Here is a 20495-nt window from a genome sequence, read left to right as displayed (position 1 = left end):
TATCCAACTATTCTTAAAATATTGTTTAAAATTGAGTCTTAAATTGTTTCAAACCGAATAAAATAAATGACAGAGGCTCACTTCATGAGTAATAAAAAAATTAATCTATTAGACTTAGATCGCAAAGCGATGCGCCAATATTTTTCTGACATTGGCGAAAAACCATTCCGTGCCGATCAAGTAATGAAATGGATCTATCATGAAGGCTGTGATGACATTAATGAAATGACCAACTTGAATAAAAAGTTACGTGAAAAATTATTACGTGAAACTGTTATTGAAGCGCCTGAAATTAGTCAAGAACAACGTAGTGATGATGGCACAATTAAATGGGCATTAAAAGTTGATGGTCAGGAATATGAAACGGTTTATATTCCTGACGGCGATCGTGCAACACTTTGTGTATCCTCACAAGTTGGTTGCGCACTAGAATGTACATTCTGCTCGACGGCACAACAAGGCTTTAACCGTAACCTGCGAGTATCAGAAATCATTGGTCAAGTATGGCGTGCAACACAAGTTATCGGCTTTAATAACAAGAAACGTGCAATCACCAATGTCGTAATGATGGGGATGGGTGAACCACTGCTTAACATGACAAACTTGATACCCGCATTAAACTTGATGCTAGACGATTACGGTTTTGGTTTATCAAAACGTCGTGTAACCGTATCTACTTCTGGAGTTGTACCTGCTTTAGATAAATTAGCAGATTCAATTGATGTTGCATTAGCTATTTCATTACATGCGCCAAATGATGCATTACGTGATGAACTTGTCCCTATTAATAAAAAATACAATATTGAAACGTTACTAGCATCCGTTAAAAACTATATTGGCAAATCAAATGCAAATCGTAAAAAAGTAACGATTGAGTATGTATTACTTGATCACGTGAATGATTCAACTGATCAAGCTCATGAATTAGCGCAGTTATTAAAAGATACGCCGTGTAAAATTAACTTGATCCCATTTAATCCGTTCCCAGGCAGTGATTATGGTAAACCAAGTAATAGTCGTATCGATCGTTTTAATAAAGTGCTGATGGAATACGAAAATACAGTAACAATTCGTAAAACCCGCGGTGACGATATTGATGCTGCTTGTGGCCAATTGGCTGGTGATGTAATCGACAGAACGAAAAGAACATTAAAAAAACGGATGCAAGGTGACGCGATTTCAGTCAAGATGAGTGACTGATACTTTTGACTAGATGGATTTAGGCATGAAACGTTTCGCTGTAGTAGGGTTGATGATAGTCGCACTGGCTGGATGTAGCACACAAAGTTACATTGAAACCAGTGCTGGTTTGAGTGATAATTCGGTTGATAAGACTGCAGCGGCCCGAAGCCGTCTAGCCTTAGCCTTAAAGTATGTTGAAATTGAAAACTATCAACAGGCGAAAATTAATCTTGATAAAGCCGTTAATTATGAATCAGACAATGCGGATATTTATTTAGCTTATGCGTATTACTATCAGAAGGTAAAAGAGTATAAACAAGCCGAAGAAGCCTATTTATATGCCATCAACCTTGCACCTGACAATGGTAATATTCATAATAATTTTGGTGTTTTCCTATGTGAAATAGCGCGTTTTGATGAAGCAGAGAGCGAATTTTTAACTGCAATCGCGGCTCCTGATTATAATAAAATTGCGAATAGTTATGAAAATGCGGGGCAATGTGCACTTGAAAATGGCGATAAACAGCTGGCATTAACCTACTTACAATCATCTCTTGCACATGCACCACAAAATTTAGAGGTACGGTTATCAGTTACTGAATTACACTATATGCTGGCTAGTTATGCGGTGGCCAAGCAACAATTAACGAAATATGAGTCAGTAACGAAGGTAACCGCACGCAGTCTTTGGTTGGGTTTTAATATTGCAGAAAAACAGAATGATTTGGCTACAGCTGAAGTATACAGTCGCCAATTATTAGCCCAATTTCCGTTAGCGACACAAACACAAAAATATATTAAAAATGACTATTGATTTAGAAGCCTCAAAAAATGCAGATACATCAGCTGAATTGCAAGATAATATCGACGTAATAACTGCTGGGCAGATATTACGGGATGCGCGTATTACATTAGGTGTTAGCGTGCAGCAAGTCAGTGATAATATTAACTTAAAATTATCTGTTATTAACAACATTGAAAAAAATGCTGCTAATAAAGATATTTCACAAACCTTTATACGTGGTTATATTCGTTGTTATGCCCGCTATTTAAATATTCCCGAAGATGATGTGCTTCGCGCTTATGATTGCCATAATGCAGAATGTGAACAACAAGCCGAGCTACAAAGCTTCTCGCGCCGAACAAAACTCGAAGCATCTGATAACCGCCTAATGCTCGTCAGTTACGGCATCGTTGGTTTTATGCTTGTCATATTCTTAATTTGGGGATTAGGCAGTGATAAGGCTGATATAGTCGTATCTGATCCTGTAGCAATACAAGACCTCGAATTAGTTGAATCACCCGAAGTCGTTGGTGCTGTAACAGTTATTGAGGACGAAGCGCCTTCACTTGTTGCACCTGCACAAGACGTTACTGAGCCAACTGTCGACGTGGTCGAAAAATCAGCACCCGCTGTTGTCGCTGAACAACCTGCAGTGACTACATCATCTGTCACCAATATTATTGATAATAAAGTAATTGCACCTCAGTCGTTACTTCTCTCGTTTGTGGGTGATTGCTGGGTTCAAATTAAAGACAGTAACGGAAAAACGCTTTCGACAGGTGTGAGAAAAGCTGGTCAGACAATCCAATTACAAGGTTTAGCACCATTATCAATTAAACTAGGCGCACCAGAGCAAGTAACAATGAGTTATGCTGGTGAGCCAGTTGATTTATCAACCTTTAGACAAGGTCGACTTGCTAAATTTAAATTACCTTTTGAAGCTTAATTAACGAGTTATAAATATGCATCAGGAAAGTCCAATTATTCGCCGCCAATCGAAACAAATCATGGTTGGTAAGGTACCTGTTGGTGGCAATGCACCGATTGCAGTACAGTCAATGACAAATACCTTGACGACGGATGTGGCTGCAACCGTTGCTCAGATTAAAGCATTAGAAGCCGTTGGTGCTGACATTGTGCGTGTTTCCGTACCAACAATGGATGCGGCAGAAGCATTTAAACTGATTAAACAGCAAGTAGACGTGCCATTGGTTGCCGATATTCACTTCGATTACCGTATCGCCCTTAAAGTGGCTGAGTACGGCGTTGATTGCTTGCGCATTAACCCTGGTAATATCGGTAACGAAAGTCGTATCCGTTCTGTGGTTGATTGTGCCAAAGATATGAATATTCCAATTCGTATTGGTGTTAACGGTGGTTCATTAGAACGTGAAATTCAAGAGAAATACGGTGAACCAACACCAGCAGCATTAGTTGAATCGGCAATGCGCCATGTTGATATTCTGCAGCGTTTGAACTTCGATCAATTTAAAGTCAGTGTTAAAGCATCGGATGTATTTCTGGCGGTCGAATCTTACCGTCAGTTAGCGAAATTGATCGAACAACCTCTGCATTTAGGTATTACTGAAGCGGGTGGTTTCAGAAGTGGTGCGGTTAAATCATCGGTTGGTCTTGGTATGTTACTGGCTGAGGGTATCGGTGATACGTTACGTATTTCCTTGGCGGCCGATCCAGTTGAAGAAATTCGCGTTGGTTTTGATATTCTAAAATCATTACGTATTCGTAGTCGTGGTATTAACTTCATTGCTTGCCCGACCTGTTCTCGCCAAGAGTTTGATGTAATCAGTACCGTGAATGCATTAGAAGAGCGTTTAGAAGATATTATTATCCCAATGGACGTGTCTATCATCGGTTGTGTGGTCAATGGACCAGGCGAAGCGGAAGCTGTACAAATTGGTGTGACGGGTGGCAGTAATAAGAGCGGTTACTATCTTGATGGCAAACGTCAGAAAGAACGTTTTGATAATAACGACATGATTGATCAGTTAGAGGCTAAAATTCGTGCAAAAGCTGCGATGATGGACCCTGAAAATATCATCGTAACTGACGTTAAAGCGTAATTTTACCGTAAAAGGTGTTGAAATTAGGATAAATATCCGACTAACACCTTTGAATATTTTACCTCGACGTAGAAACTCCTTATAATCTGGGGTTATATGTCTTTTATAATTTTCGAGAGTGACCGTGGCTAAACCTATCCAAGCAATTCGTGGCATGAATGATTGCTTACCAGAACAAACGCCGGTATGGCAAAAAGTAGAATCAGTATTACGTGATACTGTTGCAGCCTATGGCTACTCTGAAATTCGTATGCCAATCGTTGAATCTACGAATTTATTCAAGCGTGCGATCGGCGAAGTAACAGACGTTGTTGAAAAAGAAATGTACACGTTTGATGACCGTAACGGTGACAGCCTAACACTACGCCCTGAAGGCACAGCGTCAACAGTGCGTGCTGGTATTCAAAATGGTTTGTTGTATAACCAAGAGCGTCGTATGTGGTACATAGGTCCTATGTTCCGTCACGAGCGTCCTCAAAAAGGTCGTTACCGTCAATTCCACCAATTCGGTGTTGAAATTTTTGGTCTTAAAGGTGCGGATACTGATGCAGAAGTTATTTTATTAACGGCGCGTCTGTGGAAACTACTTGGTATTGAGCAACATGTGACATTACAGCTGAACTCGCTGGGTTCGTCTGAAGAACGTAGTGCACATAAAGACGCATTAATTAGCTTCTTAGAAGGTTTTAAAGACCAGCTTGATGAAGAAAGCCAACGTCGTATGTATACTAACCCATTACGAGTACTAGACAGCAAAAATCAAAATGTTCAAGCACTGCTTACAGATGCACCAAGCCTAGCTGATTACTACGGCGAAGAAACTAAAGCGCATTTCGATGGTCTATGTAAGATGTTAGATAGCGCAGGCGTTAACTATCAAGTTAATGACCGTTTGGTTCGTGGCCTTGATTATTATAACTACACTGTATTTGAGTGGGTAACAGAAAGCTTAGGCGCTCAAGGTACAGTTTGTGGTGGTGGTCGTTATGATGGCTTAGTTGAACAATTGGGTGGCAAAGCAACGCCAGCAGTTGGTTTTGCACTGGGTATCGAACGTTTAGTATTATTATTAGAAACCTTAGAGTTAACAGCTGATATCGCAGGCGCCGTTGATGTTTATATTGCGGCATTAGGCGAAGGCGCTGATATCCATGGTATGTTATTAGCAGAACAGTTACGTGACCAAATGCCGAATGTGAAATGTATGATGCATAACGGCGGCGGTAACTTTAAGAAACAACTTAAACGAGCTGATCAAAATGGCGCTAAAGTAGCACTTATTCTGGGTGGCGACGAAATCGAAAATAAACAAGTAACTGTGAAAGATCTGACTGGTAAAACAGAGCAGAAAACTATCGCAGTCACTGAATTAGTAAACCAATTAACAACGCTACTAAACAAGTAATCAATACTGTTTAGTTGTGTTTTAAAATTAAGGGTGAGACGTGGAAGGTTACGCTACTGAAGAACAACAAGTTGAAGCGCTGAAATCATGGTGGAAATCTCATGGTAATGCGGTTATTTTTGGGACTGTACTTGGCCTAGCTGGCTTAGTTGGCTTTCGTTATTACAACGATAGCCAGTTAACAGCACAAGAAGAACTCTCGGCTGCTTATGATACTGTTGTGACTGAATTATCTGAAAATGGACTTGCAGCAAAGGCGACAACTCAGACGTTTATTGATGCGAACAGCGGTAATGCTTACGCAACATTAACAGCATTGCAACTTGCCGCTGAAGCAGTGAAAAAACAAGATTTTACGGAAGCTGAAAAGCAACTTAGCTGGGTAGCGACAAACAGCAATCAAGCAAGTATCTTACCGATTGCTAATATTCGTCTAGCACGAGTTCAAGCGCAGCTACAAAACTTTGATGTTGCACTGGCGACACTGGATAAAGTGACACTTGATACATTTGCGAGTAAGAAAGCAGAAGTAAAAGGTGATATCTACGTACAGCAAGGCGATTTAGACGCGGCTCGTAGTGCTTATAAAGCAGCATTAGCGGGTGTCGGTGCGAATACTCAGTTGTTACAATTAAAACTTGATGACCTTGCTATTACAGACGTTGCAGACGATCTTGATGCTGCTATCGCAGGAGAGCTGAATGACCAATAAGCTGAGAACACTTACAACAGCTGCGGTTCTTTCGGTTTTTTTACAAGGTTGTTCTTTATTTAGTGATGATGAGGAAGTGTATTCACCACTACCTGTCATTCAAGCTGAATTTACGCCAGAAATTGAATGGCGCAAGAGCATTGGCTCGGGTGTTGGCGAGTATTACTCTCAGACGCGAACCTTACTTGTAAATGGTCAGCTTTTTGCCGCAAGTCGTGACGGTTTAGTGAAAGCGTTGGACCCGATTTCAGGTGATGAAATTTGGACTCAAGACTTATCTGAACAAGCGGTATTTAACCGTTTTGATGACAGTGATAATGCGTTACTGTCGGGTGGTATAGCTGCTGGTTATGGCATGGTATTTGTTGGTAGTGAAAATGCAGTATTATTTGCGTTAAACGACAAAACCGGTGAAGTGATCTGGCAAGTTGAAACTGATGGTGAAGTGATCGCGAGTCCTGTGGTTGATGAAGGCCTTGTTATTATCCAAACGGGCAGTGGTAGCTTGGTTGGTTTTGACGTTCAGACGGGTGAACAGCGTTGGATCCAAAGCTCAGAATTACCAGCTTTGACTTTACGTGGTAATAATTCGCCAATCACCACTAATGGAGCAGCGATTTATGGTCGCAGTGATGGTAAACTAGCGGCAGTATTCCTTGCTAATGGTCGATTGATCTGGGAAGTGAACGTTGCCAAGCCAAAAGGCGCGAATGACATTGACCGTCTAGTTGATGTAAATGGCCAAGCGGTAGCGCGTGGTACTGATGTTTATACATCTGCTTTTAATGGTGAGTTAATGGCCATTGAATTGCGTTCTGGTAAGGTGCTTTGGAAACGTGCTTACGCGTCGGTAAAAGATCTTACTGTGGCGGGCTTCGAGCTATTTTTAACTGATACGGAAGGTCGTATTCATGCAATTGACCGTCGTAATGGCCTTACTTTATGGTCACAGAATCGCTTAGCACTACGCGGTGTAACTGCACCAGTTGTCTCGGGTAACAATATTGTTGTCGGTGATAAAGAAGGCTATTTACACTGGTTAGATCGTAAAACCGGTAAGTTGGTTGCACAACAATTAATTGATAGTGATGGACTATTTTCTAAAGCATTGAACTCAGAAAAATACCTCTATGTTCAAAGCCGCAGTGGTAAATTGGTTGCTGTAAAGAAACCAATTTAAATCCCTAGATAGAATACCATCAAAATAATTTATTGCGCCGAGAGGCGCATTTTGTCCTTTTAAATAAGTGACTTTCATTTTACTAGAGCCGTATTGAGGCTGAGGTTATATATGACCCCTGTAATTGCATTGGTTGGACGCCCTAATGTTGGTAAATCAACATTGTTCAACCGCTTAACTCGTACCCGGGACGCACTTGTTGCCGATTTCCCAGGGTTAACTCGTGACCGTAAATATGGACAAGCTAACTTAGCTGGTCGTGAGTTCATTGTAGTTGATACCGGCGGTATTAATGGCGATGAAGAAGGGATTGATGCAAAAATGGCTGATCAGTCGCTACTGGCGATTGAAGAAGCTGATGCCGTATTATTTTTAGTAGATGCACGTGCAGGCTTAACGGTTTCTGACCAAGCAATTGCTGAACATTTACGTAAACAAGAGAAAAAAGTATTTCTTGTTGCCAACAAAGTAGATGGCCTCGATGGCGATGTTGCTGTTGCTGAATTCTATGCGCTTGCACTTGGTGATATTTACCAAATTGCAGCATCGCAAGGTCGTGGTACTAATATTCTTATTGAAGAAGCATTAGCACATGTTGAAGTTGCTGACCTTGAAGATGAGGAAGAATTCTCTGACGCAGACCCTTTTGTAAATGGTGAGTTATTACCAGAAGAAGAGGAAGGTGAGGAACGCGACGAAGATTATGCGAGTTTACCGATTAAATTAGCGATGATTGGTTGTCCTAACGTTGGTAAATCAACGTTAGTTAACCGTATCTTAGGTGAAGAGCGCGTTGTTGTTTATGATATGCCGGGTACCACTCGTGACAGTATTTACATACCGATGGAGCGTGATGGTCGTAACTACATGCTTATCGATACAGCAGGTGTACGTCGTCGTAAAAATATCAATGAAGCGGTTGAGAAGTTCTCGATTGTTAAAGCATTACAAGCAATTGATGATGCGAATGTTGTATTAATGGTATTTGATGCACGCGTTGGTGTAACAGCACAAGATTTAACCTTGTTAGGCTTTGCAATTAACTCTGGTCGCTCAATTGTGATTGCAGTGAATAAGTGGGATGGTCTAGATACTGACGTGAAAGATCGTATTAAATCTGAACTGGATCGTCGTTTAGGCTTTATTGACTTTGCACGTATTCACTTTATCTCTGCATTACACGGTACTGGTGTTGGTCACTTATTTGAATCGATTACAGAAGCATTCGACTCATCAACTAAGCGTGTATCAACGTCTATGTTAACGCGTATTATACGTATGGCTGTGGATGATCATCAGCCGCCAATGCATGCTGGTCGTCGTGTTAAGCTACGTTATGCGCACGCGGGTGGCTATAATCCACCATTGATTGTTGTGCATGGTAATCAAGTAACAAAATTAGCGAATTCATATCGCCGTTATTTGATCAACTACTTCCGTCGTTCATTAAAAATCATGGGTACACCGATTAAGGTTGAATTCCGTGACAGTGACAATCCGTTTGCTGATAAGAAAAATAGCTTATCATTATCGCAACAGAAAAAACGTCGCCGTATGATGTCGCACTATAAGAGTAAAAAATAATAGTGTAAGTTTTTATTGATAGAAAGGTCTGTTTTTACAGGCCTTTTTTTATGCTTGAAAATCAGTGACAGGAATATTTAAATCATATTTGCGGTGTTTAACTGTATACCTTAGCGCAAAGACTGATACTATTTGTGATTAACTGAATACCTGTATTTAAGCTGCAGATATTCAGTGCCGCACTACACTATTAGTAGTGCTAGGTGTAAATAGGGATATAGGTTAATGAATATGGATAGCGTGAGAGGTTTTGTTTGACCATAGTTGCAGTCGTGTATTTTTCGGCGTCAGGTTCAACTCAGGCCCTGGCTCGAGAAGTTATCTCAGGCATTAACACCGTTGAGGATGTTAAAGTCATTGAATGTCAGATACAAGCTTGGGACATGTTCGAAGGCCGTTTTGATAATGATGAATTGATGTGTCTGCTTGATAATGCCGATGCCATTATATTTGGATCGCCAACTTATATGGGTGGTGTTGCAGGTCAGTTTAAAGCATTTTCAGATGCGACAAGTGAGCGTTGGGATAGCCAACAATGGCGTAATAAATTTGCTGGTGGCTTTACCGTTGGTAGTTGCCTTAACGGTGATCAGGCAAACACGGTTCAATATATGGCGACATTAGCCAGTCAGCATGGCATGTTATGGATTGGACTCGATATTGCGGGTGGTTATAATAGCGTGGGGCTAAATCGTCTCGGATGTCAGTTAGGTGTTGTTGGGCATAATCCTGAAGGGGAAGTTCACCGCAGTGATCTGGATACCGCCAAATACTTAGGGCGTCGTATAGCGATCATCACAAAGACCTGTGCTTATGAATTACAGGCCTTATCGTTATAATTAATTATCGGCGGTGAATAATTGTCGTTTTAGGCTGTTAAACGCTTAACGAGTTGGTTAACAAGTAGTTCAGCCCCCATTAAGTCATCATTATCAAAACGACCAATGCTTGGACTGTCTATATCCAGCACACCGATCAATTTATCGTTAATAACAATCGGCACCACGATTTCTGAGTTACTTGCTGCATCGCAGGCTATATGGCCTGGGAAGTCATGCACATCCGTGACTAATTGTGTCTGTAATGTACTTGCAGCCGTACCGCAAACACCTCGACCAACCGGAATTCGAATACAAGCAGGTAGACCTTGGAAAGGACCCAATACTAACTCGTCATTTTCGTAAAGATAAAAACCCGCCCAATTAATATCTTCCAGCTCCATGAATAATAACGCACTTAGGTTAGCTAAGTTGGCAATTAAGTTTGTTTCTTCAGCCATTAAAGCGTCAGCTTGTTGGGCTAAACGTTGATAAAGTTGGATTTTAGACATGTGTTCCCTTTATGAATGGATAAGATGAAAATGCAAAGCATACCTTATCGATGATAATAATGTGTATCTTAGCTGATGATTATATTGTCATAAAGATCATATTGGATTTAGCTGATTCGTTAGGGCTAAAAAAGAGTGATAAGATATAGCGTAATTTACTGATAATGTGTTTACTAAATGCGAACATAGTAGCTCCTCGTTATATTTACAGCTTAGTTGATACCTACTGTAGAGTATAATGATAGCGGTTACTTTACCTCTTATTTAGTATTTATCCTGTTTCATCGATTGAAGTTATAAATTCATGCATATATACCTTGTTACCCACGAGAGAGAGTTTTCGCGCCGCAGTAATACCGGCAAATTAGTTCAACAGTTTCTCCCCGATGAAACAAGTGTTGTGCCTTGGCGTCGTAAAGAACCCGATAGTCAATTGTTAACTGCGATCAAGTCCGGTCGGGTGGCAATACTTGCACCAGATGCAGAACACAAGCATGACATACATGATTTTGATGGTCTTGTCTTACTGGATAGTACATGGCAAGAAGCACGTAAGATGTATCGTCAAAGCGAGTATTTGCAAGACTTACCTAAGATAACCTTGAATGCGAAGCAAGCGTCAGAATTCGTTTTACGTGCCAATCAACTAGAAGGTGGACTAAGTACAGTCGAGTGTGTGATCGAGCTATTACGTCTGCAACAACGGAATACCGAAGCCGAGCAGCTGGTATTAGAGTTTAAGGCATTTATTCGCGCTTGTTTATAAACGCTTGTCGGTAATTCTTTGGTGTACTCTCTGTCCAACGTCGAAAGGCTTTATAAAATGCAGCTGGTGTGGCAAAGCCCAATAAATACGATATTTCACTGAAGGAAAGCTGGGTATCACGGACATAACTCAATGCCAGACCTTTTCTTGTTTTATCCATGATACCTTGATAGTTAGTATTTTCTTTGTATAAGCGGCGTCTTAACGTCCAGGCTGATGTTCCCAGCAGTGCCGCTACTTGATTGATATCGGGCATGTTACCCACCAGATTATGACTGACTTTTTCGATAACCTTCGTTTGCCAATCCTGATTTTGTTGCAGCTGTTGTAGTTCATTTTGACATAACTGCTGGGCTTGCAGATAACTACTCATACAGGCATCGGGTAATAGCGTTTTGATATGCTGACTATTCAATACTAAGCCATTAAATGTGGAGTCAAAAATAACTGCGCATTGAAAAAATGCGTGATAGCGTTCGCTGTTCTTTGGTTCTGGGTATTCAATATGCACCTCTTTGATAATATCAACAGACTGGTTTAAGTGCATGGTTCGAGAGGTCAGTAAGGTGAACCAGCTTGCCAAGACTGAATCCACCACAAAATAATTATAGGGGTTATACGGGGCAATCGAATAAAAGGAGAGTGTCGGCTCTGGCGTTGTGATAAATGTTGAATGACCTCGTACATTTTGACTTAACAAACTTTCATATTGGGCGAGTACTTGTGCCATGGTGCTAATATTAATGGCAGACATACAGGCAAATCCCAGCATACCATAATGTTGAAAGCAGACATTTTCTCCCATCAGTAAGCCCAGGTCTTCGCGCCCAGTTTGTTGCATTAACTCAAAACCTATGCGCATATATTTTGGAATAGATAAGCGGCCATGATGGGCACTGAGTTGCGCGATGGAGACATTGTATTTGGCTAAAATAGGACTGATATCGTAACTGAGCTTATTACTGGTTAGACTCATTTGCTGCAAAAAGTTAACCGAAATATCCCCTAAGCTTACTTTTGAATTTATTGTTTCCGTCATTGAATCCATATCCGTAATCACACATGCTAGTCAAAAATCAACCTTTGCTAACTAAAGATAATTAATTGTATATCATGAGCATTGTATCCGTCGTGCTTTAACGCTACTTTTAACAAAATAAAAATAATAAACTCTGAACCAAATAGCCAAAGCAATGGGGTGAACCATGTCAGCACAAAATAATTATCCAAATTTATTAACACCACTCGATCTGGGTTTTACCCAATTGAAAAACCGCGTATTAATGGGGTCCATGCATACCGGACTTGAAGAAGTCAGCAATGGTTTTACACGTATGGCGGCTTATTTTGCCGAACGTGCAGCGGGTGGTGTAGGCTTGATTGTGACTGGCGGTATTGGACCTAACCCTGAAGGATCCGTGTTTCAAGGCGGCTCTAAAATGGATACCGTTGAAGAAGCTGAAGCGCATAAAGAAGTAACCGCAGCGGTGCATGAAGCGGGTGGTAAAATTTGTATGCAGATTTTGCATGCTGGTCGTTATGCGTATAGCAAGCAACCTGTCGCGCCATCAGCAATCCAAGCCCCAATTAACCCTGCGCGTCCACGTGCGCTAACAACGGAAGAAGTATATCAACAGGTCGCTGCATTTGTTAACTGCGCCGGGCTTGCGCAATCTGCGAATTATGATGGTGTTGAGATCATGGGCTCGGAAGGTTATTTGATTAACCAGTTTATTGTTGAACACACCAATCAACGTGACGATGAATGGGGTGGTAGTTTCGAAAACCGTATCCGTTTCCCCGTTGAAATTGTAAGGCAGGTACGCGAAAAGGTCGGCACCGATTTTATTATTATTTATCGTTTGTCTATGTTGGATCTGATTGAAAAAGGCAGCTCTTGGCAAGAAGTCGTGGCGCTGGCAAAAGCCATTGAGAAAGCGGGGGCTACCATCATTAATACGGGTATCGGTTGGCATGAAGCACGTGTCCCAACGATCGTGACTAAAGTACCAAGAGCGGCATTTACAAAAGTGACCGCAAAATTAAAAGGGGAAGTATCAATCCCTTTGATTACGACAAACCGCATTAACACCCCCGAAATCGCAGAGTCAGTGCTTGAGCAAGGTCATGCAGACATGGTGTCGATGGCGCGCCCATTCTTAGCCGATCCTGAGTTTGTGAATAAAGCAGCGGCAGGTAAGAGTGATGAGATCAATACTTGTATTGGCTGTAATCAAGCATGTTTAGATCATACCTTTAGTATGAAATTAACCTCTTGTTTGGTTAACCCGCGGGCTTGTCGCGAAACGGAATTAGATTATGTGAAATCACCAGTGAGCAAGCGAATTGCAGTGGTCGGTGCTGGTCCTGCTGGTTTAGCATTTGCAACCGTTGCTGCCCAGCGTGGACACAAGGTAACAATTTTTGATGATAAGTCTGAGCTGGGTGGACAGTTTAATGTTGCTAAGCAAGTACCTGGTAAAGAAGAGTTTTATGAAACATTACGTTACTTTACTACGATGACGACAAAGCTTGGCGTAGAAATTATGTTGAATAAGCGTGTTTCAGCGGATGAGCTTATCGCTAACGGTTTTGATGATGTGGTATTAGCGACCGGCATTGCGCCACGTACACCGGCTATTGAGGGTATTGGCCATAATAAAGTATTGTCTTACCTTGATGTGTTACGAGATAAAAAATCGGTAGGGAGTAAGGTTGCCATTATTGGTGCTGGTGGTATTGGTTTTGATGTCGCGGAGTACCTTACCCATGATCACCAGTCAACAGCGCCAACAACCAGTCAGGATATTGATACCTTTATGCGTGAATGGGGCGTTGATTTAACGATGCAAAATCGCGGTGGTTTAATGGCTGCTGAAAAATCGGCGGCGGCACGTGACATTTATTTATTACAACGCAAAGCCAGCAAGGTTGGTGCTGGATTAGGTAAGACCTCTGGTTGGGTTCATAGAGCTGGCCTCGCGAGTAAGAAGGTGGTCATGATGAACAGTGTTGAGTATGTTAAAGTTGATGACCAAGGTTTGCATATTCAGGTTGCTGGTGAACCTCTGGTATTGAATGTTGATAATATTATTGTATGTGCTGGGCAAGACCCATTACGAGAGCTAGAAGCGCAGTTAGTAGCCGCTAAGCAGCAAGTTCACTTGATTGGTGGCGCTGATGTGGCTGCTGAGTTAGATGCTAAGCGTGCGATAAAGCAAGGTTCTGAGTTAGCTGCAACAATTTAAAGTGAATAAATAAGGTTTATATTTATACAAAATTCAGCGGATCCTATCCGTTGAGTTTTTATTTTTGCAGGATAAAATGGCTGTTATATATGATAAATGATAAAAAATAGAATGAATTAACCAAATATGAGTGCCATAGTTAAAATTTGTTCTACTCTTTGAAATGGAATTTAACTTTTATGATGAGTGTAACAATGCCTAAAAAACTCTGTTATTTATTAGAACTGCCAGATTCTAAGGTGACATTCAGTGTCTTACTCATGGCCGATAACGTTTGCTTGTCTGTTGCAGGTATTGATGAGTGTTATGCCATTGAGCGCCTCATGATAGTTGAAAATCCGAGTGCGCAATTACAAGGTTATTATATTTGTGATTATGCCACACCCGTCTGGTCCCTCGAAGACCTATCATTGCAGGATATCGGTTTGCTTTCTGCTAACTTTGGTTTGTTAATTGAACATGAATATAATGATATTTATGCGATGGAAGCACATCACGTCATTGATTCTGAAAAATATCAGTCAATTAAAACCTGATTTATAATTGAAATTACACATTTATTTGTTCTTAATCGTGCTATAACAGAGTGTACTCAGCGAGATTAGCTGTCTGTGATGTGAAGAGGGAATGATGGCAAAACTGAAAAACGAAAAGAAATTATTTAAAGCTGCGATCGCATTAGGTACTCAGTATCTACAGCAACGCGGTAGTACATTTACAACGACAGATCCAGAAGACGTTAAAGCGCAATATATCTATAAAGCCTTAGTGTTTGATAAACTGATGCAGCCTCTGGCTAAAGATCAAGAAACGACTCTCAATATTAAACATAAATTAGCCATTTGGATATCTCGAAAATTACCGGCTGACCACCCTTTACTTACCAGCGAATAATTAGGTGATGCTGGGCTGAATACGTTATATTACGTGTTCAGCCCATTTTTATTGGTGCCTAATGACGTTGTAAGAATAACGTCGCGGCTTTAATACCTGCACTATAATCGCCTTCGAGTGTGTTAACTTGACGTGTTAACGTGGGGGTTTGCAGTTCTTTATCAGGCGCTATTTCGATAATATTAACCCCTGCTGGTGGATTGCGCATAAATTCGCAAGTACTATTGTATTCTTTGCTGTAATTACCAAGTAATTTGGTGAGTATTGTATCGTGTCTAACCCAGAACGTAAGTAGGCGTTCTAAAACGGATAGTTTTTCTACCCAACGTCGGGTTCTGGTCCTGATCACAATGATATTATTGGCACCTAAGTCGACCGCCTTCTTTACCGGTATAGGATCTACTAAGCCACCATCAATGTGGATGTCATCCCCAAGTTTTACTCCGGGACGAAAAACGATAGGTAGCGCGCATGACGCGATGATTTGTTGGAACCATTGACTGGGTTCAGCTATTTGATAACTTGCTTTACCTTTTGATCTATCACAACTGGTGATGACAAATGGACGTGAGTTTAGTCGACGTTTCGCTTTGTTTAGGTCTATTGGATCATGCAATACTAATAAATCATGTAATTCTCTAAGCTCCATGGCATTTCCGCCTTTTAAAAAGCGGGTCCAATTGACAAACGTCGTTGATTTAGCCAGATGATTAATGAGTCTAACTGAATATTTTTTTTGCCCAGCAATATACGCTGAGAGATTCAGCGTCCCTGCTGAACTACCAATAAACAGATCAAAGGGGTCATAACCTTGTTCTAAAAAGGTATCTAACACTCCTGCGGTAAATACGCTGCGCATACCTCCACCTTCTACAACAAGTGCTGTTTTTATCATAGCAACCTCGATATATTGCGCTTGCTTTAACAAGCCTAGAGTAAATACCAATATTTGGTAGTACTGTGTTATTTGATAAATATTTGTATCGTTGATAAGTATTGAGCAGTACTGTGACAGCTAAATTAAGCAAGGATGATGATACGATGACAAAAACTAGAATGGCGAGACTAATAATGAGGAGCTGCGTGGTTAATAACCCATGAAAAGTGCTAATAACCACGTATTATTGAATAATCGAATTATTTTGAATTAATGAAAGCTAGTGCATCATTGAGCGTTTGTTGTGGGATCTCTTCCATCGGTACATGACCTGCGTTTGGATAAGTAATTAATCTGGATCCCGGTATGTTTTGCAACCATTGCTCGCTGAGTTTTTGTGGCACCCAAATGTCCTTGTTACCCCACATTAATAAAGTCGGAGCTGTGATGGTAGCGAAGTCTAATGGCGCTTTTTGGCTATTTTTTTCATCTAACATTGCAATCGTATTGGCATAAGCTTGTTTCGCTCCAGGACGCAAAGAGAGATGAATATAACGGTCCATATTCTCTTTGGTGATTAGGTCTTTATTACCGTATACGTCCTTGACTCCCATTGCGATAATGAAGGGAGGAAATACATTTGCTGCCAATGTATTGATACCGGGTAGACTCGCAAAACTTAAAATAAATGGCAGATCTTGTGGCGCGCCTGCAGGATCGATTAGGATAAGCTTTTTAATTTTATCTGGGTAGTTAGCTGCATAATGAGCTGAAATATAACCGCCGAGAGAATTACCGACCAGAATAAAATCATCAAGTTTCAATTGGGTAATAAATTGCTCAAAAGATGAATGTAATAGTGCTTCTGAAAAGTCATCTGGATTTTCTGGACCACCAGTTAAACCAAATCCTGGCATATCAAGGCTGATGATCCGGTACTTATCCACTAAGCCTTTATTCCATTCTTTCCATGTATGTAATGATGATAGAATACCGTGTATTAATACAATCGGCTGACCATTCGGGTTGCCTTCGTCACGGTAATGGATACGCATTCCATTTACATCCATCCATTGTGACTGTTCGTTGGTGTACAAGGCATTGAGATTTTCTATTGGCATTTCACCTAGCCCCCACACGTTACTCACACTTGGGCTGGCGGCGACAGCCTGCTGCATACTGGAACAGCCTGCTAAGCTAAGGCTTGCGGTAACGGTTAAGGCCACTGCTAGCGGTAATATTTTAGGTCGTTTAAATTTTATCATCATTACTGTTTCATCCTTGAAATTTAGGTTGCTTGTGCAAAAAAATGAACAAAGTGATTAATCATAAACGAGTTTATTTTAAACTAATGCCTAATTTGATGACTTAGTGTCATTATGTAATATTTGATCAGTAAATGGTGAGTCACAACATCATGGTGATGTAACGTAGTGTCGTCATTTTAAATAAAAAAGGCCCAGTACTTGTAATAAGTACTGGGCCTTTTTTTACTTAATTCTTTGTACTAAATAACCTAATGCTAGCGCCAATATTATTTAGCTAGAGATTCAGTCAGGTTAGGACGGATCTTAGCAAGCATATCTTTAAGTACGCGTGGTGATGCAGCAACTGAGTTACCAGATTTGAAGAAATCATGGCCGCCAGCGAAATCAGTTACGATTGCGCCTGATTCAGTGGCAATTAAGTTACCTGCTGCAGTTTCCCAAGGTTTTTGGCCCATGCTCCATAAACCGTCGATACGACCAGCTGCTAGGTAAGCAAGGTTAAGTGCTGGGCAACCAGCTGCACGGATATCAGAACATTCAGAGAATAATGCACCAAAGATGTTTAGGTAAGTATCTTGCTGGTGCTTCATGTTGTGTGGGAAGCTAGTAGCAAGAACAGTGCCTGATAAATCTTTAGCAGAGCCAGCACGTAAACGGTAACCGTTTAATTGTGCGCCTTTACCACGACAAGCTGAGAAGATTTCATCACCGATAGCATCAAAGATAACAGCAACTTCAGCTTTACCTTTAACGTGTAAAGCGATAGATACAGCGAAATGTGGAATACCTTTAACAAAGTTAGTCGTACCGTTTAGTGGGTCAATGATCCACTGGTAGTCTGTATCTGTACCAGTTGTAGCACCGCTTTCTTTTGCGATGATAGTATGCTCTGGGTAGGCTTTTTTAATTGTAGCGATAATAGCTGCTTCAGCTTCTTTGTCTACGTTAGTCACAAAATCATTTGTGCCTTTTTGCTCTACTTTAGTCTTGCTTGGGTCACCATAAGCTTTTACGATTACATTACCTGCGTCACGCGCAGCACGGATCGCGATTGTTAGCATCGGATGCATACTATTACCACCAAATTTTTGAAAGAACGGGAATTAGGGCGCGGATTATACCCAACTTTGTTAAAATGTTCAAAAGTTATTTCGTCTTATTTTATTAATGCCATTTTACCTGATTTTAGTATCGAATGGTGGCAATAAATACATACATTATAGATCATCTATGTATTCAAGGGACTTAATCCGCTTTTGTTCTGATAGATCAAAAAGTGAGTCTCTTAGATCGCGAATGTGAGTGTCTTTATTTAAATTATGAGTATCGCTTAGGATATCTCTTCGCTGGGCTAAATAGGCATTTATTTTGTTATCGAGTTCAGTTTCCTGATGTTCAAACTCTGTCATTCTTACCGCAACTTCAGCCCCTCCCAATGCTTCATAAGCAAGGTATCGCTGTTGTTCATTGTCATAGTTTGCTATTTGATTTAGTTCAGATGTCACAAGATCATCTTGATAAACTCGACTAATTTCTTCTGGGAAGTTGGACAACTCTTCTTTAAGCAGGTAGAAATAGTCTTCTTGAGATACTGCAATAGATTTTAAATAGAGTTTTTTGATGGTGACTTGCCGATGTAAATTCTCGTTATTAAAAAGTAACTTTTGCTCTGCTGTGCTAAATAGGGCTAATTGTTTATCCCGTAATTCACTATCAAAACGTTCTAAATCATCAATATTCGGGTCTTGGTTTACATCTATCGAAAGTAAAGATTGTTTATATAGCAGAAAGCGTTCGAATAAATCATAATCTGCTGTGCTATATCGTTCTGGATTATTTGTGATGAATCTTTTGACGTTCGCTTTTAATTGTTCAATATCCATTTCTGTTTCATCAAAACCAGATAGAAAATAGTCAAACATACCTCGTAATGATGTTTGATCAATTTCAGTGTCTTGTTGAGATGATACTTGAATCGGTGAGCTATCGACGCGGACGGCTAATGGCATCGTGTTTTCATGTTTGATCACTACTTCTGTAGTCTTATTATTTTTGACTATTACTGCTGAATGAGTGGCTAACTTAATAGCCTTTACTGCCTGTTTATTTATCGGTTTATCATTCAATGTTAGATAGGCTACACTAGCAGCCGCTGCGATAACTGTGATTACTAGTGTAGCCTTTTTCATTCTATAAACCTTGTAGTTTTAAGCGGTTTGCATGTTGACGGTACAAACTTGGAACAGAGAGGAATAATGCTGTATGGCCAAGCACCTGATTAATTTCATCAACATGGTTCATTCGATAAGTACCAATCACTTTACCTAAGTGAGTGCTACAAACGCCGACCATGCCATCATTGTCTTCACCACCCAACCATGACGAACCAAAAGCGAGTAAACTTATAGCCTTTAGCGGTACGTCAATTAGCGCATCTTTAGGACTTGTTACTAATCTGTCTCCAGTCCAAGAATAATAGTACACTTTGTGCTGTACATCATTCACTGTACTTATTACTACTGGGTCACCTTGACCACATGCTGTGGTTGGCACACCTGCTGGGTATTTTTTATTAAACGCAAGCGATTGATGCGTCGTTAATGCTTTTAAAGCGCCTACTGGGTCAACTGGAAGTGCTGAACCGTTTGATAAAAATTGCGCTATTTTTGATATGTAGCCGATAATAGTTGCACCAGCAGTATTAATCAAAGTGCCATCAGGCGCTACGGTATAGAATAAATCAGCGACTTTAGAGCCCTTGTTAACACCACCAATACTTGTAACTGAAGCCACGAGTTCTGGCGCTACTGACGCAACATAGCGAGACGTTGGACCGCCATGGCTGTGTCCGATAAGATTCACTTTACTCGCGCCACTCAGAGCTAAAAATTGTTTAACTTGTTTTAAAAGCTGCTCGCCTCTAATTTCGGTTGTATTGGTTGAAGATATTTGTGCGGTAAAAACGGTGGCACCATCTTGTCTTAGCTTTTGCGCTATTTTGTAGAAATAGTCATAACCTTGAATATCATCAAAGCCTAAAAAACCATGCACGAGTACAATCGGATATTTGGTTTCTGTATAATTTGTAGCATTTGCATAATTGAGAAATGTTGTCGATAGCATTATTGCGATCATCATTAATCGTTTCATTTTTCCATCCTTAGGTTAACTTTAGTTGTATGAA

The 20495-nt window shown here is 40.6% G+C and carries 20 protein-coding genes; 13 read left to right on the top strand and 7 right to left on the bottom strand.

Features of this window, described 5'->3' with window-relative positions; translation table 11 throughout:
* Positions 1 to 84 precede the first annotated feature (84 nt).
* From HWV02_RS19130 to HWV02_RS19090, 9 genes are all read left to right on the top strand, one after another.
* Positions 85 to 1200: a bifunctional tRNA (adenosine(37)-C2)-methyltransferase TrmG/ribosomal RNA large subunit methyltransferase RlmN gene (locus HWV02_RS19130; RefSeq protein WP_211677337.1), complete on the top strand. Its 1116-nt coding sequence runs from the start codon at positions 85 to 87 to the stop codon at positions 1198 to 1200.
* A gap of 25 nt (positions 1201 to 1225) precedes the next feature.
* A complete protein-coding gene (pilW, locus tag HWV02_RS19125; protein ID WP_211677335.1) occupies positions 1226 to 1996 on the top strand; it encodes a type IV pilus biogenesis/stability protein PilW in 771 nt (256 codons plus the stop codon).
* Complete coding sequence (locus tag HWV02_RS19120) at positions 1986 to 2912, top strand: RodZ domain-containing protein (protein ID WP_211689183.1); 927 nt, start codon at positions 1986 to 1988, stop codon at positions 2910 to 2912. Before pilW ends, HWV02_RS19120 begins: the two co-directional genes overlap by 11 nt.
* Positions 2913 to 2928: 16 nt before the next feature.
* Positions 2929 to 4047 (top strand): flavodoxin-dependent (E)-4-hydroxy-3-methylbut-2-enyl-diphosphate synthase, encoded by a 1119-nt coding sequence (gene ispG / locus HWV02_RS19115; protein ID WP_211677331.1) that lies wholly within the window; start codon positions 2929 to 2931, stop codon positions 4045 to 4047.
* 124 nt (positions 4048 to 4171) lie between these two features.
* Positions 4172 to 5452, top strand: coding sequence for a histidine--tRNA ligase (gene hisS, locus HWV02_RS19110; RefSeq protein ID WP_211672965.1), 1281 nt, complete (start codon positions 4172 to 4174; stop codon positions 5450 to 5452).
* Between the two features lie 40 nt (positions 5453 to 5492).
* A complete protein-coding gene (locus HWV02_RS19105; RefSeq protein WP_211672964.1) occupies positions 5493 to 6164 on the top strand; it encodes a tetratricopeptide repeat protein in 672 nt (223 codons plus the stop codon).
* A complete protein-coding gene (gene bamB, locus HWV02_RS19100; protein WP_211677329.1) occupies positions 6154 to 7344 on the top strand; it encodes an outer membrane protein assembly factor BamB in 1191 nt (396 codons plus the stop codon). The genes HWV02_RS19105 and bamB overlap by 11 nt, the downstream gene beginning before the upstream one ends.
* Positions 7345 to 7455: 111 nt before the next feature.
* The gene (der, locus tag HWV02_RS19095; RefSeq protein WP_211672962.1) at positions 7456 to 8928 is read left to right on the top strand and encodes a ribosome biogenesis GTPase Der; all 1473 of its coding nucleotides are present in this window, start codon (positions 7456 to 7458) and stop codon (positions 8926 to 8928) included.
* A gap of 254 nt (positions 8929 to 9182) precedes the next feature.
* Complete coding sequence (locus HWV02_RS19090) at positions 9183 to 9767, top strand: flavodoxin family protein (RefSeq protein ID WP_211677327.1); 585 nt, start codon at positions 9183 to 9185, stop codon at positions 9765 to 9767.
* A 29-nt stretch (positions 9768 to 9796) separates the two neighbouring features.
* Here the strand turns inward: HWV02_RS19090 and HWV02_RS19085 are convergent, their stop codons facing one another.
* A complete protein-coding gene (locus HWV02_RS19085; protein ID WP_211677325.1) occupies positions 9797 to 10258 on the bottom strand; it encodes a GAF domain-containing protein in 462 nt (153 codons plus the stop codon).
* Between the two features lie 304 nt (positions 10259 to 10562).
* On the opposite strand from HWV02_RS19085, the gene HWV02_RS19080 reads away from it, so the two are divergent.
* Entirely contained in the window at positions 10563 to 11024 is a 462-nt protein-coding gene (locus tag HWV02_RS19080) for a tRNA-uridine aminocarboxypropyltransferase (RefSeq protein WP_211677323.1), read from the top strand.
* On the opposite strand, the gene HWV02_RS19075 is transcribed toward HWV02_RS19080, so the two are convergent.
* Positions 11005 to 12063: an AraC family transcriptional regulator gene (locus HWV02_RS19075; protein ID WP_211689182.1), complete on the bottom strand. Its 1059-nt coding sequence runs from the start codon at positions 12061 to 12063 to the stop codon at positions 11005 to 11007. The genes HWV02_RS19080 and HWV02_RS19075 overlap by 20 nt on opposite strands.
* 166 nt (positions 12064 to 12229) lie before the next feature.
* On the opposite strand from HWV02_RS19075, the gene HWV02_RS19070 reads away from it, so the two are divergent.
* The 3 genes from HWV02_RS19070 (at position 12230) to HWV02_RS19060 (ending at position 15166) form a co-directional block, all read left to right on the top strand.
* Positions 12230 to 14272: an NADPH-dependent 2,4-dienoyl-CoA reductase gene (locus HWV02_RS19070; RefSeq protein WP_211689181.1), complete on the top strand. Its 2043-nt coding sequence runs from the start codon at positions 12230 to 12232 to the stop codon at positions 14270 to 14272.
* Between the two features lie 179 nt (positions 14273 to 14451).
* Complete coding sequence (locus HWV02_RS19065; protein ID WP_244536255.1) at positions 14452 to 14808, top strand: hypothetical protein; 357 nt, start codon at positions 14452 to 14454, stop codon at positions 14806 to 14808.
* Between the two features lie 91 nt (positions 14809 to 14899).
* Positions 14900 to 15166, top strand: coding sequence for a DUF5062 family protein (locus HWV02_RS19060; RefSeq protein WP_369814937.1), 267 nt, complete (start codon positions 14900 to 14902; stop codon positions 15164 to 15166).
* Positions 15167 to 15224: 58 nt separating this feature from the next.
* Here the strand turns inward: HWV02_RS19060 and HWV02_RS19055 are convergent, their stop codons facing one another.
* The 5 genes from HWV02_RS19055 to HWV02_RS19035 all read right to left on the bottom strand — a co-directional run bounded on the left by HWV02_RS19055 (position 15225) and on the right by HWV02_RS19035 (position 20461).
* On the bottom strand, positions 15225 to 16061 hold the full coding sequence (locus tag HWV02_RS19055; protein ID WP_211689180.1) for a patatin family protein: 837 nt from the start codon (positions 16059 to 16061) through the stop codon (positions 15225 to 15227).
* 242 nt (positions 16062 to 16303) lie between these two features.
* The gene (locus tag HWV02_RS19050) at positions 16304 to 17311 is read right to left on the bottom strand and encodes an alpha/beta fold hydrolase (protein ID WP_255546919.1); all 1008 of its coding nucleotides are present in this window, start codon (positions 17309 to 17311) and stop codon (positions 16304 to 16306) included.
* 266 nt (positions 17312 to 17577) lie between these two features.
* A complete protein-coding gene (gene suhB / locus HWV02_RS19045; protein ID WP_211689179.1) occupies positions 17578 to 18381 on the bottom strand; it encodes an inositol-1-monophosphatase in 804 nt (267 codons plus the stop codon).
* Positions 18382 to 18528: 147 nt separating this feature from the next.
* Positions 18529 to 19500, bottom strand: a complete 972-nt coding sequence (locus HWV02_RS19040) for a lipase secretion chaperone (RefSeq protein ID WP_211689178.1) — start codon at positions 19498 to 19500, stop codon at positions 18529 to 18531.
* 1 nt (position 19501) lies between these two features.
* Complete coding sequence (locus HWV02_RS19035) at positions 19502 to 20461, bottom strand: triacylglycerol lipase (RefSeq protein WP_211677311.1); 960 nt, start codon at positions 20459 to 20461, stop codon at positions 19502 to 19504.
* Between the last annotated feature and the right edge of the window lie 34 nt (positions 20462 to 20495).

The organism is Moritella sp. 28, from assembly GCF_018219435.1.
Taxonomy (GTDB): domain Bacteria; phylum Pseudomonadota; class Gammaproteobacteria; order Enterobacterales; family Moritellaceae; genus Moritella.
The sequence above is the reverse complement of the archived record's forward strand: the minus strand, read 5'-3'. Positions and strand labels throughout refer to the sequence as shown.

What these genes read in the sequence shown, in the direction of transcription:
- HWV02_RS19130 (WP_211677337.1), top strand. Translation starts at nt 85, where the DNA reads ATGAGTAATAAAAAAATTAATCTATTAGACTTAGATCGCAAAGCGATG.
- pilW (WP_211677335.1), top strand. Translation starts at nt 1,226, where the DNA reads ATGAAACGTTTCGCTGTAGTAGGGTTGATGATAGTCGCACTGGCTGGA.
- HWV02_RS19120 (WP_211689183.1), top strand. Translation starts at nt 1,986, where the DNA reads ATGACTATTGATTTAGAAGCCTCAAAAAATGCAGATACATCAGCTGAA.
- ispG (WP_211677331.1), top strand. Translation starts at nt 2,929, where the DNA reads ATGCATCAGGAAAGTCCAATTATTCGCCGCCAATCGAAACAAATCATG.
- bamB (WP_211677329.1), top strand. Translation starts at nt 6,154, where the DNA reads ATGACCAATAAGCTGAGAACACTTACAACAGCTGCGGTTCTTTCGGTT.
- der (WP_211672962.1), top strand. Translation starts at nt 7,456, where the DNA reads ATGACCCCTGTAATTGCATTGGTTGGACGCCCTAATGTTGGTAAATCA.
- HWV02_RS19085 (WP_211677325.1), bottom strand. Translation starts at nt 10,258, where the DNA reads ATGTCTAAAATCCAACTTTATCAACGTTTAGCCCAACAAGCTGACGCT.
- HWV02_RS19080 (WP_211677323.1), top strand. Translation starts at nt 10,563, where the DNA reads ATGCATATATACCTTGTTACCCACGAGAGAGAGTTTTCGCGCCGCAGT.
- HWV02_RS19075 (WP_211689182.1), bottom strand. Translation starts at nt 12,063, where the DNA reads ATGACGGAAACAATAAATTCAAAAGTAAGCTTAGGGGATATTTCGGTT.
- HWV02_RS19070 (WP_211689181.1), top strand. Translation starts at nt 12,230, where the DNA reads ATGTCAGCACAAAATAATTATCCAAATTTATTAACACCACTCGATCTG.
- HWV02_RS19065 (WP_244536255.1), top strand. Translation starts at nt 14,452, where the DNA reads ATGATGAGTGTAACAATGCCTAAAAAACTCTGTTATTTATTAGAACTG.
- HWV02_RS19060 (WP_369814937.1), top strand. Translation starts at nt 14,900, where the DNA reads ATGATGGCAAAACTGAAAAACGAAAAGAAATTATTTAAAGCTGCGATC.
- HWV02_RS19055 (WP_211689180.1), bottom strand. Translation starts at nt 16,061, where the DNA reads ATGATAAAAACAGCACTTGTTGTAGAAGGTGGAGGTATGCGCAGCGTA.
- HWV02_RS19050 (WP_255546919.1), bottom strand. Translation starts at nt 17,311, where the DNA reads ATGATGATAAAATTTAAACGACCTAAAATATTACCGCTAGCAGTGGCC.
- suhB (WP_211689179.1), bottom strand. Translation starts at nt 18,381, where the DNA reads ATGCATCCGATGCTAACAATCGCGATCCGTGCTGCGCGTGACGCAGGT.
- HWV02_RS19040 (WP_211689178.1), bottom strand. Translation starts at nt 19,500, where the DNA reads ATGAAAAAGGCTACACTAGTAATCACAGTTATCGCAGCGGCTGCTAGT.
- HWV02_RS19035 (WP_211677311.1), bottom strand. Translation starts at nt 20,461, where the DNA reads ATGAAACGATTAATGATGATCGCAATAATGCTATCGACAACATTTCTC.